Origin of the sequence: Pelorhabdus rhamnosifermentans, assembly GCF_018835585.1 — a bacterium.
In the GTDB taxonomy this organism is placed as follows: Bacteria; Bacillota; Negativicutes; order UMGS1260; family UMGS1260; genus Pelorhabdus; species Pelorhabdus rhamnosifermentans.
In genome coordinates this window covers 512,232-529,222 of the sequence record NZ_JAHGVE010000001.1, presented here as the reverse complement: position 1 = coordinate 529,222, position 16,991 = coordinate 512,232, and the positions used below count along the sequence as shown (strand labels likewise).

General features: G+C 39.7%; 12 protein-coding genes. 1 reads left to right on the top strand and 11 read right to left on the bottom strand.

Annotated features, from left to right (window positions below):
* Nucleotide 1: 1 nt before the first annotated feature.
* From Ga0466249_RS02455 to Ga0466249_RS02445, 3 genes are all read right to left on the bottom strand, one after another.
* Nucleotides 2–1,408, bottom strand: coding sequence for an HlyD family type I secretion periplasmic adaptor subunit (locus Ga0466249_RS02455; RefSeq protein WP_215827833.1), 1,407 nt, complete (start codon nucleotides 1,406–1,408; stop codon nucleotides 2–4).
* A complete protein-coding gene (locus Ga0466249_RS02450) occupies nucleotides 1,401–3,554 on the bottom strand; it encodes a peptidase domain-containing ABC transporter (RefSeq protein ID WP_215827832.1) in 2,154 nt (717 codons plus the stop codon). Before Ga0466249_RS02450 ends, Ga0466249_RS02455 begins: the two co-directional genes overlap by 8 nt.
* Nucleotides 3,555–4,041: 487 nt before the next feature.
* Nucleotides 4,042–4,677 carry a flavodoxin family protein gene (locus Ga0466249_RS02445; protein ID WP_215828003.1) on the bottom strand — a complete coding sequence of 212 codons (636 nt, stop codon included), beginning with the start codon at nucleotides 4,675–4,677 and terminating at the stop codon, nucleotides 4,042–4,044.
* Between the two features lie 162 nt (nucleotides 4,678–4,839).
* Between Ga0466249_RS02445 and Ga0466249_RS02440 the strand changes: the two genes are divergently transcribed.
* Nucleotides 4,840–5,202, top strand: coding sequence for a winged helix-turn-helix transcriptional regulator (locus tag Ga0466249_RS02440; protein WP_215827831.1), 363 nt, complete (start codon nucleotides 4,840–4,842; stop codon nucleotides 5,200–5,202).
* A 481-nt stretch (nucleotides 5,203–5,683) separates the two neighbouring features.
* Here the strand turns inward: Ga0466249_RS02440 and Ga0466249_RS02435 are convergent, their stop codons facing one another.
* The 8 genes from Ga0466249_RS02435 to Ga0466249_RS02400 form a co-directional block, all read right to left on the bottom strand.
* Entirely contained in the window at nucleotides 5,684–7,429 is a 1,746-nt protein-coding gene (locus Ga0466249_RS02435) for an adenine deaminase (protein ID WP_215827830.1), read from the bottom strand.
* A 31-nt stretch (nucleotides 7,430–7,460) separates the two neighbouring features.
* Nucleotides 7,461–8,789, bottom strand: coding sequence for an NCS2 family permease (locus tag Ga0466249_RS02430; protein WP_215827829.1), 1,329 nt, complete (start codon nucleotides 8,787–8,789; stop codon nucleotides 7,461–7,463).
* Nucleotides 8,790–8,843: 54 nt separating this feature from the next.
* Nucleotides 8,844–10,031 (bottom strand): MFS transporter, encoded by a 1,188-nt coding sequence (locus Ga0466249_RS02425; protein WP_215827828.1) that lies wholly within the window; start codon nucleotides 10,029–10,031, stop codon nucleotides 8,844–8,846.
* 228 nt (nucleotides 10,032–10,259) lie between these two features.
* Nucleotides 10,260–11,021 (bottom strand): phosphatase, encoded by a 762-nt coding sequence (locus Ga0466249_RS02420; RefSeq protein WP_215827827.1) that lies wholly within the window; start codon nucleotides 11,019–11,021, stop codon nucleotides 10,260–10,262.
* 200 nt (nucleotides 11,022–11,221) lie between these two features.
* The gene (locus tag Ga0466249_RS02415; RefSeq protein WP_215827826.1) at nucleotides 11,222–11,989 is read right to left on the bottom strand and encodes a DeoR/GlpR family DNA-binding transcription regulator; all 768 of its coding nucleotides are present in this window, start codon (nucleotides 11,987–11,989) and stop codon (nucleotides 11,222–11,224) included.
* A gap of 456 nt (nucleotides 11,990–12,445) precedes the next feature.
* A complete protein-coding gene (locus Ga0466249_RS02410) occupies nucleotides 12,446–13,828 on the bottom strand; it encodes a purine-cytosine permease family protein (RefSeq protein ID WP_215827825.1) in 1,383 nt (460 codons plus the stop codon).
* Between the two features lie 155 nt (nucleotides 13,829–13,983).
* Nucleotides 13,984–15,513, bottom strand: a complete 1,530-nt coding sequence (gene hutH / locus Ga0466249_RS02405) for a histidine ammonia-lyase (RefSeq protein WP_215827824.1) — start codon at nucleotides 15,511–15,513, stop codon at nucleotides 13,984–13,986.
* A gap of 37 nt (nucleotides 15,514–15,550) precedes the next feature.
* On the bottom strand, nucleotides 15,551–16,987 hold the full coding sequence (locus Ga0466249_RS02400) for an amino acid permease (RefSeq protein ID WP_215827823.1): 1,437 nt from the start codon (nucleotides 16,985–16,987) through the stop codon (nucleotides 15,551–15,553).
* Nucleotides 16,988–16,991 lie beyond the last annotated feature (4 nt).

Genomic DNA, 16,991 nt, shown 5'->3' with positions numbered 1-16,991 from the left:
ATTATCTCTCTCTCAATGATTGACTAATATATTTTTTAAATGGTTCCAGGAAATATTCATAAATTTTCTTTCCCCTTGTTTTGATTTCGGCACTTACTGTCATGCCGCTACCTAAGCGCAGTTCACGGCCATTTACTTCAACATTTTCCTTATTTACTTGCAGCAGCACTTTAAATACCCGGCCCTTTTCGCTGTCATCTACAGCATTTGGACTAATAGTGGTAACCATAGCAGGAACAGTCCCGTATTTTTGAAAATTGAAGGTTTCAATCTTGAGTTCAACGGGCTGCCCGATCCGTATAAAGCCGATATCCTTATTAGAAACCCATACTTCTGCTTCTAACGTAGCATGTTCAGGAACGATTTCCATGATTGTTTGAGCCGGTGTTACAACTCCACCAATGGTATGTACTGATAAATTACTTACATACCCATCATCGGGTGCAATAATTTTTGATAGACCATACTTTTCTTCCGACTTTTTTAGCTGTTCAGAGCAGTCCGCCAAATTCTTTGTTGCAGCGGTCAGGTTTGTGTCTATATCCGTAGCTCGTTCCGCTATAGTTCTATTCATCGCGGCCTGACTTTTAGCAAGCAACGCTTGCTGTGCTTCTATTGCCGCTCCTTGTTCTTCCATATCTTTTTGTAATTCAAGCCGTTTGGCCTGCTGATCTAACAAATTGAATTTTGATATGGCATTTTGATCTAGTAAATATTGCAATTGGCCTTCTTTATCTTTGGCAATTTGGAACAACTCTTTCTGTTTTTCTTCCTCAGTAAGAGTTTTTTTCAAATCTGTCTTACTTTGCTGTACCCCTTGGATAGCTTCGTTCATTTTTGCATTGTACTCAAGCCAACGGCTATTATAAAGATTGAATTGATTTTTTATGTCAACTTCATCGGCATCCGGTATATTTTGTGGATTAAATGGCCTGTTTTCTTTTTCAGATGTCAACCGTTCAACTTCAAGACTGGCGTACGCCACCTTCTTTTTCATTATTGCCAAATCAGCTTCAGAAACTGTCGGATCAAACGCCAGCAACAAATCCCCTTTTTTTACCTTTTTTCCATCAGTAACATATATTTCTTTAATAACGCCCTTGTCTTCGGCTTGAAGCACTCTTACATATCCATTTGGAATGATTTTCCCCGAGGCTACTGTTACTTCATCTACACTGCCAAAAGTTACCCATAATAATGCGATGATTGCCAAACTAAAAAATGACCACAATACAGTGCGACTGCCATATGCTGGCGGAGATTCAATAATTTCCAAGGATGCCGGTAAAAATTCGGCTTCTTTCTTTTGATACCTCTCGATATTTTTAATTTTTGCCTTTTCGTAAAACTCTTTACTTATTTCTACAAAACGACTATTTCTTATGTATATAACTATTTTCTTAAACATGGCAAGCTCCTTGCTGATTATAGAGATTATAATAAACACCTTTTCGGCTCATAAGCTCCCTATGTGTCCCTTGCTCTACAATTTTGCCGCTGTCCATAACAATAATCAAATCGCAGTTAACGACATTGGCTAAACGGTGGGCAATGATAAACATCGTGTGTCCAACCGCGATCTGCCCGATGTTTTCCATGATAATATTCTCGGACTGGTAATCCAGTGCACTCGTCGCCTCATCAAAGATAATAATTTTAGGATCAGAAAGCAGCGCACGTGCAATGGCAATTCGCTGGCACTGTCCACCCGACAAGCTAGTACCGCGTTCACCCACCATGGTATCATACCCTTCCGGAAGTTCGACAATAAAATCATGGGCCCCGGCAAGTTTAGCAGCTTTCATTACCTTTTCCAACCTTACACCTTGACAAGCAAAAGCGATATTTTCCCTTATGCTGCCGTTAAACAAATAGTTTTCTTGCAGCACTACCCCCATCTGCCGTCTTAACCAGGCCGGGTCGGTTTTAGCTATATCAATGCCATCAATATAGATACGGCCTGATTCTGGTAAATATAGTCTTTGGATTATTTTCGATAATGTACTTTTACCTGAGCCTGATCTGCCAACAATTCCTACCTTCATTCCTGGAGAAATAGTTAGATTAACTTGCTGTAAAACCTGATTGCCGTCTATATCGTATCGGAAGTTAACATCTTCCATTCTAATTTCGCCTTTTATTTCCGGCATTGTGATCGCATCAGGCAAATATACCGGCTCAGGTACCGCATTTAAAACGTCTCCAATTCTAGTCATCGCCAGCTTAGTTTGCTGAAAAGACTGCCACATACCAATCAGACGCAAAAGCGGTGCACCGGCCTGATTGGACAACATTTGAAAGGCAATAAATTGTCCAAGCGTTACTTTCCCGTCTATTACCATGAGTCCGCCATACCAAATAATTAAATAGGTAAACAGTTTTTGCGTAAAGTTTCCGGCATTACTTAATATGACACTAAGCTGAGCCTTGTCCAAATTTGTTGTAACACTTCGCGCCAATAACCTCTCCCAACGAAAATTAAACTGTGGTTCCACTGCTAAGGATTTAATTGTATGAATACCGGTAATTGCTTCTACAACAAAGGCATTATTCTCGGCATTGGCATCCCAAGAATCTTTTAGCTTTTGCTGATAAACTGGCGTTCCTACTATATTGATCATAATCTGAAAGGGTATAGCAAGAATAGCAACGAATGTCAAGGCGGTACTGTAATAAAACATGACCGCATAAAACACTACTGAAAACACCAAGTCTACCAATACTGTCATGGCTGTGCCAGTTAAAAATTCTCGGATATTATTTAGCGCAGCCACTCGCATCAGAGTATCCCCAACCCGCCTTGTTTCGAAAAAACGGATTGGCAAATACATCAAATGCCTAAACAGCCTAGTTCCTAAAATTACATCAATTTTATTTGTCGTGTGTGTAAATAAATAGGTTCGAATAAGATTCATTCCTGTTCTAAAAACTACAACAAATATCATACCTATTCCTAACACACTTAAGGTTGTGGTACCCGGATTTACAATTACCTTATCAATAATGACCTGGGTACATAAGGGAACTACCAAACCAAATAACTGAAAAAAGAAAGCAGCCCCAAGAATCTCAAAAAAATACTGTTTATATCGGATAATCACCGGTATAAACCAAGTTAGATTAAACTGTCTGCTAAGATCTTTTAAGCTAAACGAACGCTGAAAAAGGATAACTTGACCGGACCAGTCTGCTATAAATTTGTCTAACTCCAGTACAAATGACCGGCCATACTCTGGATTGAATATTAAAGCTTTTTGTTCATTTATTTGTTCAATTACTACATAACCGCCACTTTTAGTAATAGCCATAGCGGGTACCGCTATTTGAGAAAGCTTTTTTTTATCCGGTTTTATCATTTTGGTCTTGAGTCGAATTTTTTCTGCTGTCTTTCTTATAACCGTTATATCGGATAACTTCTCATCAAATTGATATTTTCTTGTTAAAATTTCTTCATCAATTGTAATGCCCATGCCATTAGCCACGACGGTTAAACAAGTTAGAATAACTCTATCCTGGCTTGAATGATTAAATTCCACATTTTTTGGGGCTTCCATTGTTATTCCTTTCTACTTTTAACTTATTAATATGTCATGAATGTCATTTACCATAATGTCCCCATGTTAAGTCTAGCATTATAATTATACACCAATTATAATAAAAAAAGTGTCGAATTTAGTCGTAATTACTCCATGCAATGAACTTTATGACTAATGAGAAAGGCTCTCTATATAGCATATCGCCCACTTCCCCATCGCTGCTCCATCAAAAAACAGGACTAGACTCCTACTATAAATAAACCACATTATCACTGCACAAATGTCAGGTAATAACGCGTCCAAACCCATTTTCCTTCATGAATTTCTGAAGTCCTTATCCGCCTTAGATCTTTATTCCTTTTTCCACCAGAGAAAATATATTTAGGCGGGAAATACCAGTATAAAAGGTCATTCTTAGCATTTTGCTAAGAACCGCAAAAAAGCTACAGGAATACTTCAACAGAAGTATTCCTGTAGCTTTTTTTTACATTTACACCAATAAAGTTTACCGAATAAAATTTGTAAACTCCTTTGTTTCCGGTTCCACCGCTGCTACTTTGTCCCGGCCTGCAGCAATCACCTTAAGCAACCAAGCCATATTTTTTCCTAAAACGCGTAAAATCTGCTTTCCTTCCCCATCTTGCTGCACTTCGCCCGGTTGTAATCCGTGAGCCACATTCCAGTAGTTAGATCCCGGCAGCAACATTTCAGCAAAATTGATATAATGATTCAACCCGTCAAAAGTAGTTACTCCGCCAGACCGACGTACAGCTACAACTGAAGCACCCACTTTGTGACGCAGCATAGAATGATTTACGCCAGCAACCATAAAGGCCCGATCTAAAAAAGATTTCATCGTACCGGCTATTCCCGCAAAGTGAACAGGAGCTCCAAACAAAATCCCATCTGCCGTCTTCATACACTGAACCCATTCATTGACCGGATCATTTTTAATGACACAGCGTTCATTTTGATTTTCTGCACACTTTCCGCAGGCCAGGCAACCGCGAACAGCTTGATTTCCTACCTGAATAATTTCAAAATCAATCCCCTGCTTTTCCAGTTCTCCGCCAACAATCTGTAAACTTTGATGAGTATTACCGTCTTTATTCGGACTACCATTAAAAGCAACTACCTTCATCATTTTCACCTGACATCCTTTCTATTGAAAATTTTACTGGAAATTTGTTTCAGAAAATAATAATCTTTGTTATAATAATAGACAATAATAGATAATATGACAAGTATGCACTTTTTGGTTTCATAGTACCCTTTTAGATACTATGAAACAGGAGGAATAACAATGATTAAATTTCGCAACGAAGAATATCAATGTTCCATGGAACTTACCTTGGCTCTAATCGGTGGCAAATGGAAATCACTTATCATTTGGCATTTAGAAGAAAAAACCTTACGTTTCAGCGAACTACGAAGAGCTTTGCCGCAAGTCACCCAAAAAATGCTAACACAGCAATTACGAGAACTCGAAAATGACGGTATTGTTCATCGCTTGATTTATCGCCAAGTGCCGCCTAAAGTTGAATATTCACTAACGGACACAGGAAAAACGTTATTACCCATTTTAGCTACTCTCTGCCAATGGGGACAAAATTATGCCGATGAAATCACCTTAAATGAAAAACAAGCAGAAACAAAGACTATGTAAAAATAAGCCCTGCCCCTAAGAGAACGTCATGCATAACGCATTGTATTTTTCTAACAATTGGATTCTGAGGCTTAACTATCGCTTGGCCCACCCTTTTGTATATAAAACATGAAGCTCCTATTCTGGCCGCAATGACCAGGATAGGAGCTTCATTTATTGGAAAATAAGCAATACTGCCGAGGGACTTAAACGAATTCCCTTGGAATACGCTTTTATCCATGACGTGTCAGCAATTTTAAAATTTAGGCATCAAATTTGCCGATTCTTTTAGAAGCCGAGTCAACTCTGTAATAATTTGCTTTTGATCATTCGCCTGACTAATACATATCCCAGACCTTTAATAACCATGGCCTTGCATCAAACCATACGAAACAAATATCGTTAATATATCAAATATCCCATATGCACAAAAAATTTAATTTCACTATCAAAAAAAACGCTCACCATCTTTACAAAATTAGCTAGCCCAAGTCTTTGCCATTCAAGAAAGACTTGGACTAGCATCCATTGTTTTTCCAATTACAAGGGGAACCAGTCTTTGTTGATTTACATTTACAAGTCCCTTGTCAGTCAGTTTTAATTCCGGACTAACTGTCAAAGACAATGTACTAATAGACATAATAATATTGTCATGCCGATAACCGAGCTGAGCCAAAGCATTTTTCACCTCATTCACTTCGGCACTTAGTACAGCCAGCGGTTGATCAGACAAAATACCGGCAATAGGCAAATCGGTTTTTGCAATGATCTTCCCCTTGTGCGCCACATAATAGCCCCCTTGCTTGGTAATCACTTGATTAGCGGCAAACAGCATATCCTGTTTATTCCGTCCCAATACTAACAGATTATGATGATCATGGGCATACGTTGTAGCAACTGCCCCCGCTTTGAGCGCATCTCCGCCGACCAAAGCATACCCTCGATTCCCGTCTTTCCCATGTCGCTCTAATATAACAGCTAGGCAATAGGAGCTATTTTCCCAATCAATCAAATAGTTGCGCACTGGCAAAGAAACGATCTTCTCTTTCGTAAATGTCGTACCCTCGCTAACATAAAGTACACGACAAGTAACTCTGCCATCTTTTTGATTCGTTTTTATGTTAAAGCAATCAGCTGTTAACAGTGGCAAATGGACACTATGATAAAAATGGGTCGGAAAAGATACATCAACTTCTTCTGCAGCCTGCTTCTTTTCACTGTTAAACACTTCTCTGCCATTTTTAAATGTTTGATGAATAGCAAGGGTCTGCAAATCTTCCAAAATCACAAAATCGGCAACTTTACCAGGAGCAATACTACCACGGTCGACTAATCCCATGCGGCGCGCCGGAGTAAATGTAGCAGCATAAATGGCTAACTCCGATTTCAACCCAAGCTCAACAGCCTTTTTCACCAAATAGTTGAGATGCCCTCTTTTCATCAATACATCAGGCATCGTATCATCTGTCACAAGAGCAAAATGTTCATAAAGTTCATTTGTTACTAGATAGTCAATAATTTCCCTTTTTAACGATTTTTCTTGTATCTCTACAAACATGCCATTGGCAATTCGTTCTTTTATTCCCTGCAAGGACTGCTCAGTATGATCGGACGTAACACCAGCAAATAAAAAGCGAGCTAAGGGTAAACCTAAAAGTCGGGGACAATGTCCCTCAATTGGAAAATGGCCTTTAGTTTCTTTAACATAACGAATAAACTGATTGCTTTTCGAATCCGGCTGATTCAACACATCCACATAATTCATTACCTCACCCAAGCAAATCACGCCATCCATTTGCAGCATTTCTGCCAATTCGCTACAGTTGATTTCACTGCCACTTGTTTCAAGCATCGAATTCGTAGAAGGAACAGAACTAGGAATCGCAATACGCACATCGACAGGACAATCTTGGGCAGCAGCCATGAGCGCTTTAATTCCCTCCAAACCGAAAACATTGGCAATTTCATGTGGTTCAGCCACAATCGTAGTTACTCCGTTTTTAACTAAAGCCTGAGTAAAGGTTCGCGGCGCCGCCATGGAACTTTCAATATGCATATGACTATCAATCAGACCGGGAATCACGTATTTTCCCTGAAGTTCAATTGTAGCTGTTGCTTCTAGCTCACTTGTTTCTTCCGTGCCAATATAAAAAAACTTGCCATTCAGAATAGCCAGATCACTATGAACAAATTTTTTTAGATAAGCATTAAAAAACTGGGCGTTTTTCAATAGTAAGTCAATCTTCACAAAAATCCCTCCCTTTTTTATCGTAGTGAATTTATTTCAAACTTGTTAATGAATAAAAATAATACATTAATACCAGTGCTAGCAAGTAATGGCCTAACGTTAACTCCTGATAATGACGTGCCGCTATTTTAATAACAACATAAGCAATGAAGGCCACAGCAATACCATTACCAATATTAAAGGTAAAAGCCGTAAAAGCGATGCAAAGAAAAGCGGGCAAGTATTCAGCAATATCATCATAATCAAGATTGCGCATCCCTGCCAGCATGCTAATTCCTACATAAACCAAAATGGGTGCAGTGGCTGCTGCAGGAATCATCAAAGCCAGCGGCGTAATAGCCAAAACAAGCAAAAATGCGCTGGCAGTTGTGAGAGCTGTCAGCCCGGTGCGTCCGCCAGCCTCAACTCCTGCACCTGATTCCAAATAGGTAATCAAGACAGGAATAGTGAACAAAGATCCCAGCGTAGCTGCCAAAGAATCAATCCAAAAAACCTTATTTATTTCTGGTAAATCACCGTTTTTATCCAAAAAACCAGCCTTACTGCCTACACCCAAGGCTGTGCCAAAACTGGAAAAGAAGTCAGGCAGAAAAAAAGCAAATAAAAAAGGAACATATTGAACATCCAGCGCCCCCATAAGATCAAACCGAAAAAACACATCATGAATTCCAGAAGGCATACTAAAAATCGTCTGAGGAATTTTGGTAATTCCCATGGGAATACCAAGGATTGTTGTTAAAACAATAGCAATCAAAGCACCCCCACGAACTTTGCGGACTTCTAAAACTAACAAAATTAAAAAACCAATCGTCGCTAGTATAGCGATAGGCTGAGCAAGATTGCCAAAAGACAAGGCCGTCTTTTCCGTACTGGCAATAATAATCTTTGCATTACGTAGTCCAATCACAGCAAGGAACAAACCGACACCAGCACTGATAGAAATCTTAATTCCCTTAGGGATAATTGTAATGATGGCCTCGCGCACACCAAACACAGTAACAAGAACAAATAAACAGCCACTAAGAAAAACAATCCCGCTGGCTATTTCGACTGGAACTTTCTGCAATTGGACAAGTGTAATAGAAAAAATAGCGACACTACCCATACCAGGAGCTAAAACAAATGGCCGATTCGTATATAGCCCCATGGCAGCAGTAGTTAAAAATACCATGAAGACCATCGCAGTCAGAATTTGACCGGCAGGTAGCCCCGCCTCCCCCATCATCTTGGGCACCAAAGCCAAGACATAAGCCATCGTAGTAAAGGTTGTAAGACCCGCAATAATTTCGTTCGTTATGTCCGTTCCATTCTCCTTAAGCTTGAATTGATGATCTATCCAACGACTGAATACCTGATCCATCTTGCATTCTTCTCCTCTTCTCTTTGAAACTATTAATATGCAATGATATTCCAGCTAGTTTCTTAAATTCATTATGCCTGACCGCTCTTGCCACCCCGGCTCACGAATAAAGCAAGTCAGCGCAAAAGCAATAATCGGTAAAAAAGCCAAAATATCAAAAATAACCGGCATGCTCCATAAGTCAGCCACCTTGCCTAACGCCAGTACCCCAAGAGTGCCCAGCCCGACACTGAAACCAAGATTCAAGCCTGATGCCATGCCCACATTACCTGGCATCATTTTCTGTATCAACACCAAACTGCTAGTTGCTGTTGCCGTAAGCAAGATACTCATGAGCGCCAAAATCACAAAGGGCCAAATCCCGCCCATAAACCGGAACCCATACATCAAAAGTGCTAAAGGCAAAATGGAATAAAGCATGACTGTTTTACTGCCATACCGATCGCTCATCAACCCGCCAATCATCGTCCCAAAGGCACCAGCAATCATATACACCGTCAACAATGAGCTGGCGTAAAGCGAACTACCATGCAAATAGGATACATAATATAACGGTACAAAGGCACTAATACCTGACGAAATAGTAGCTCTGGCGGCGATCATCCCCAAAAGACACAACAGCGCCCCATTCACAGAAGCTTTAAGCTGGCGCAGTCCACTGACTCCGCTAAACTGTGCTGATGGCAATGTAGCGGCAACGTAACAAAGAGCCACTGTACATAATAAAAATGGCAAAATAAAAAAATACAGCGAAATATTGCCATTGGCAGCAAGCAAAAAAGCCATAAATAAAGTTCCCAGCCCCACGCCAAAATTCCCCCATACACTAAACAAACTAGCTCCCTTGCCCAAGGATTTTCCACTCAACTGATTAACCACCTTTGCCGCTTCGGGATGAAAGGCCGCATTACCGAAACCACTCAGCCCCATAAACAGGAGCACCCCATAGTAACTTGGCACAAGTAGTGATGCCAACATAGCCACTCCACATACCAGACAGCCAATCGGCATAATCCATGGGCGCGGCGTCCGATCGCTAAAATAACCGAAAATCGGTTGACTCAAAGAAGCCGTCATATTTTGCACCAACACAATCATACTCACCTCGGCATAGGTTAAGCCCAATTGCGCCTTAAAAAATGGCAGCGCCACATAAAGCGCCCCCGGTGCTAAATCCGTAACACCATGTCCCAAAGCAATCAGCCATACCTGTTTAGGAATGGCCTTTGCGCTATTAAACATTTTAATTCCCCCTAGTTCTGGTTATTATGGCACATACAAATAGAAATGGCAATAAACCGACTCGGCACCCTTGCCTAAAAATGCTACGAACTCGTCTCTCAATACCATAAATAATTTGTATTCCTAAAAAGCGACAAAAATCCTGCTTTAAATTCAAAAATAAAAAAGCTCTAAGGAAAATCCTTAGAACGATAAGATTTTTCAAGTTCGTATATTGAAATGACAAAATTAAACTCTATTTAGGTTCATTTTATTCTTAAAATCCATTACGGAATTATTAATAATAAGTTCTTTCGGGAAATTAATTTTACATAATACTTCACAAACGAAATCACATCTTATAATATTTATATCCACGTGTGCATCACTTCCAAGGATAATGGGTACACCATATTTTTTGCATAATTGCAATATATGAATATTATTTTCACGTACATTTTTGCGGCCATTCATTGGATTTAAAGAATTATTATTGAACTCTAACAATGTATTGTATTTTTTCGCAGCTTGTATAATTGCTTCATAATCCAACGAAAATGAATTATCATCTGGGAGACTAATTATATCAATTTTAGGATTTTTGATAGCGCCTATAATAGCAGTTATATTCTGCCCTACAGTTCCAGGCGTATAACAATGCTTATGGAGTCCTGCAATTCTAACATCTAATTTATCTATTAATCTATCTTCTAAACTAAGTTTTCCATTATAATCAATAATATTAATCTCTGCACCTAACATCAATTCTACTCCATACATTTTTCTCGGAACTAATCTGGAATTTCCAAAAAAAACATGCGAACATATTCCGGGAATACCTGAAACATGTTCCGTAATGCCTAATAGTTTTAATCCCCTTTTGGAAGCTTCTTTAGCCATTTCTAGAATGGTATTATAAGCATGAACAATTACATCAGTATTATCCACTTCTTTGAGTACTTTCTTCGCTCCGGAAATCGTTATAAAGTCCAATGCTAATAATAATTCCAAAATAACTCCCCTTTCCTTTAGTTGCGATTTTTTATGTATCGCAACTAAAAATATTTAATTACCAATTTATTTAAAGTTTAATATTGGTTTAAGTTGTTGTCAATGTATTTTTTAATGATTAAAAAAATAATTAACCCCCTTATTGCTTATGACAATAAGGGGGTTGACTAAAAAGCTGAAACAACAATTTTGGACGAAAACTATACGATAATAATTTTTGTAATTTTTTCCATTTGCTCAATTTCATCCTTGGGAGCTTCGGAATCCGTAATGAAATAATCAATTTCTTTCCAATCGCAAAATTGAAATAAACCGGTACTCCTAAACTTGCGGCTATCACCTACAACTACTTTTATTTTCGCACTGCGAATCATAGCCTTTTTGATTTGGGCATCGTCATACGAAGCGGTACAAGGACCACTGCAATGTGAAAATCCGACTGTACCTATAAATGCAATATCCACATTAACCGAATTTAAAGCCTCTATTCCCCATAAACCCACAAAAGCCATACTACGCCCCCTAACTCTACCGCCAATAGAGTATACGATGGTATCTGTACTAGACAATATCTGAGTTACAACAATAGAATTCGTAATAACTGTAATTTCTTTCTTTAAGGAAAGAAGCTTTGCAATACTAAAAACAGTACTTCCCGCATCCAATATGACTACTCCGTTTTCTGGAATTAAATTGATAGCAGCTTGGGCAATTTTTGTTTTTACTTCAATATTTTCTAAGCTTTTTGTAACAAAAGGACGCTCCAATTCCAAAAATTCACTAGCAGCAATCGCTCCACCATGACTCTTTCTGGCAATCCCCTCACTTTCTAAATATAGTAAATCCTTGCGAATCGTTTCAGTAGACACTCCAAATAGTTCAGCCAACTTTCCTACCTTTACGCTGCCCTCCGAAACCAGGATTTGAGCTAATTTATTTCTTCTCGTAATTGTTAAAGAGTTTGCCACTTTTATCCGCCTTTCGCAACCAGTGATTGGTCTATCCGCTAAACTCAGGATAACAGTAAATCACTTACACTATCTACTACTTATCATTTATTAATCTTTCCAAATCACCTAATCCGCAATCCATATAGCAAATTTTTCGAATACCAAAGTATAGTTAAAAGTCTAGAATCATTGTGTATATTACAAATTTCCCCATATTAGATAATTTTCCTGCACTACTTTAGATCACATTTCAATTTTCTTCCACGGCTTATCCCTATTTTCATCAATTGCCACCCCTAAGCTTTATCCGTCTATTATAAGCTTTCATCGTACTGTATGTACAATAGGAAAAGCACGGATACACCATCGCAATAATGCATACATCTTATATCGCAAATTTAAAACCCGTCACAGATTCCTATCCATGACGGGTTCTTATTTTTATAAAAGCTGCAATTCAGACGATTAAATCTACTACTCACCAATGGTGTAAGTTGAAACACCTGCCTGATTATGTAACGCTTTTAATTGCTGCTTCATGGGAAAATAATAAAGCAGACAAGGAATGACTAACCCCAAAACCCAAGCAATATCAGCTTCTCCTAAAGATTTACTTGCTGGTCCAACATAAAATGAAGTATTCACAAAAGGTATTTCGACAATGACGGTCACTAAATAAGAAACCATGGTGATCCAATTGACTTTTCCATATTGACCATTCATATCAAACATATCTTTTACGCTATATTTTCCAAATCTCAGTACATAAAAATCAAGAAGATTAATTGCCGTCCAGGGAATGAGAAAATAGCTAACAAATAATATAAAGTTGACAAATAATTTCACAAAACTTCCTTGCCCGACAATATCGATGACTGAGCCAATACAAGCGATAAAAGCAATAAAAAAAGCTCGCATTTTGGGAGTTACCCTCATTTTATAAAATGGCTCTAATGTCGTGGTTGTAGACATAAATGCCCCATAGAGGTTAAAAGAATTAATGGAAAGTTGACCGAGAATAATAATAACATACAACAAGCCGGCAAGACTGCCAAATAAGCGCGCCACATTCGGGCCTGTTTGAGCAAGAAAATCTGGAATAGCACTTATCAAAATAGCACCTAACGTCATCATCCAAATCGAAGCACTGGCAGAACCTGCATAAGTATACCAAAAAGTGGACTTTGTTGATGTATCTTCAGGCAAATATCTGGAATAGTCTGCAACATAAGGCGCATAAGAAATTTGCCAAGTAGCTACAAGGGCTACACAAAGTACAAATATAGCAAGATTAAAATGAGCGGGATTCCAAGCCCCTGCTGGTAATGACAACCTACAAGCAATGAAAGTCGCAATCAAGTAGACGATGAAAAAGAGCAAAGATAAAATTTTTTGTATTTTATGAATCAGGTCATGACCATAAAGTGTTATCAAAAAGGCCACTATATTCATGATTAAAATAGATAAAGTTAAATTAATCGGAAGCACACCGCTTAACGTTTGCGCGCCAAGCAAACTGCTACTCGAAAAGAATCCCAAATACATAAAGATGACAATAATTAAAGGAACAATGGCACCAATAATTCCAAATTGGGCACGACTTTGAATCATTTGTGGTATTCCTAGCTTAGGACCTTGTGCTGAATGCAATGCCATAAATACAGCCCCAATCAGATTACCTAAGATAATCGCCAAAACACTCCAGAATAAATTCAATCCAAAAGTTACACATAAAGCACCTGTAACAAGCGTCGTAATATGCATGTTCCCGCCAAACCAAATATTAAATAAACTACTTGCTTTGCCATGTCTTTCTTCACTGGGAATCCAATCAATACTTCTCTCTTCAATCTTCAATGCAATTCCTCCCCATCTTAATTGTAACTTTCCCCCAACCTCCTTGGACGAAAACAACTCTTCTGATGCTAAGGCTGCATTGGTAATCGTTAGCTCAGAATCTTTCCGAGATAGCGGTCAAGAACCAACAACAGAGTCACACTTAAATGAGCCTTTTAATAAATCTTCAATAAACCAACTGTAGCCTCTACCGCTTCAACCAATCTACCACTGGCAATTAGGTCATGGAGATTCTTGATATCTGGTGCCGGAATCCTGTCTTCATCCAAATGTGGTATGACGCTGCGAATGGTTTGATGTGCTTTAATAGTACCGTCTCCGGGTGTAAGAGGTGCTAGAAAATCGACGCCTTGTGCAGCTGCCAACATTTCAATGGCTACTATATTGCAGACGTTATCCAAAATTTCTCTGGCCTGACGGGCGGCAATCGTCCCCATACTGACATGGTCTTCCTGATTAGCGGAAGTTGGAATGGAATCAGCGCTAGCCGGATGTACTAAAACCTTGTTTTCCGATACTAATGCCGCTGCAACGTATTGCGTAATCATCAGACCGGAGTCAACGCCAGGAAATGCTGTTAAAAATGCAGGCAACTCACTTAAATGCACATCTAATAAACGATTGGTGCGCCGTTCGGAAATATTGCCTAATTCAGCAATAGCTAACTTAAGATAATCCATAACCAAGGCAATGGGCTGACCATGGAAATTTCCACCCGAAATGGCTTCGCCAGTTTCCGGCATGATCAACGGATTATCTGTCGCCGAGTTAATTTCAATGGTCAACGTTTCTTCCACGCGCCTAAGCGCATCTTTAGAAGCACCATGTACTTGCGGCACACAACGCAGCGAATAAGCATCCTGTACTTTTCTACAGTGAATATGGGAAGCAATGATAGCACTATTGGCAGTCAAACGCAACATATTATCAGTAGTCGCCACCTGCCCGCTATGTGCTCTAACCTGGCTGATTCTTGGATCAAAAGCCGCTCGGGTACCTTTTAGAGCTTCTACACTTAATGCCGCCGCAATATCCGTTGCCTTCATTAGATTAACGGCATCGTGCCAGACAATCGTACCAACTGCCGTCATAATTTGTGTTCCGTTGATTAACGCCAGCCCTTCCTTGCCGCTCAATACACTAGGTGCCAACCCACACGCCTGCAATGCTTCAGCACCTCCGATCAATTTCCCCTTTACATAAGCCTGACCTTCACCCAACATTACCAATACCATATGAGAAAGTGGAGCCAAGTCGCCACTAGCGCCGACAGATCCCTTCGCTGGAATGAAAGGACAGATACGTTTATTGATCATAGCTAACAGCATTTCCACCGTTTCCAACCGAATGCCCGAATAACCTTTTGCCAATGAATTCGCTCTTAGCAACATCGCTGCCCGAACAACATCCTCAGACAAGGGGTCACCCACACCCGTAGCGTGACTTAAAATTAAATTTCGCTGTAACTGAGCCCGTTCATCTTTTGAAATCGAGATCGTACTGAAGTCACCAAAACCAGTCGAAATGCCGTAGACCGGTCTTTCTTCTTCCAATATTTTATCAACAATTCTTCTACTGGTAATGATTTGCTCACGACCTTGTTTACTGAGCCTAACTTCTTCATAATTACGAGCTACTTTTATCACATCTTCTAAGGTTAAAGAATATCCATCTAACAATATCATGCTGAATCCCCTCCGTATTTTCAAAATTCCTGCTCATTCATTTGGCAACCGTTTCTGATTTCGTTTCACGTTTGCTGTGAATAAAAATATAATAAAGATAAATAACCGCGACAACTGGTAATCCCGTAACAAGAACAATCTGTTGATCTTCCACAAAGGCTAAACTGGCGATAATAGAAAGATTCAAAATAATCGCCACAATGGGCAAGACCGGATATAACGGGGTTTGGAAGACTAAATCCTTCAAATCGCCACCAAGTTTCAAAAATCGCTTGCGGAAATTAATTTGGCACCAGGAGATAACGATCCAAATCAGGCAACCCGTCAGCCCCACACTGGACATCAACCAGAGATAAACGGTATCGGCAGCATATACACTGGTTAACAGTGACAATGATGATAATAACAACGTTAAAAAAACACCATTGATGGGAACACCTCGTGAATTTAAATGACTCAGCCATTTTGGTGCATCTCCATCCTTAGCCATGGACCAGCGCAGCCGTGAACAAACATAAAGCGCCGAATTACCAGCTGACAATGCTGAGGTCAGCACAACAAAACTCACAATATCTTTGGCAATAGGCAGACCAATCCGACCAAACACATAAGCAAAGGGACTTTCCATTACACCGGCTTCTTTATAAGGAATGGTTGCCCCCAAAACAATAATGGCAAACACATAAAATAAGACGATTCTGAAAACGACCCCTTTGATAACTTTCGGCACATTTTTACCAGGTTCTTCACATTCCCCAGCGGTCACCCCCACCAGTTCTGCCCCCTGAAAGGAATACACTACCGTAATCATGGTCAAAAAGAGTGCCCAACCGCCATTGGGAAATAGCCCTGCCCCTGTTTCGAAATTGGAAAATCCGATAGCACCTTCATTACCGACGACCCCGAACATCAATCCAGCACCTGCAAGAATAAAGGCAATAATGGCTGTAACTTTGATGCTGGCAAACCAAAATTCCATTTCACCATAAGCCTTTACTGAAATTAAATTCAAAGCAGCAATCAATGCGATAAAAAATACCGACCAGATCCATATAGATATATTGGGAAACCACAGAACCATAATAATACCTGCAGCGGTAAAATCAGCGGCAATACAGACGGCCCAGTTAATCCAATACAACCACCCTACTGTAAACCCGACACCTGGAGAAATAAATTTCAAAGCGTAACTTTGAAATGACCCTGATACTGGCATGGCAACAGCCAGCTCACCTAAACATAATAACGCCATATACATCACCAGACCACCAAATAGATAAGCCAGCACAGCACCAATCGGTCCGGCTTCGCCAACCACTTGCCCTGAACCTAAAAACAGCCCGGTTCCGATCGTACCACCAATCGAAATCATCATCATATGCCGCGATTTTAAACCACGATTCAGACCTTTTTTTTCCGGGACCAATTCTTCCGGATTTACTGCCGGTTTAATCGAAGTTGTCAGTGTCGTCACAATA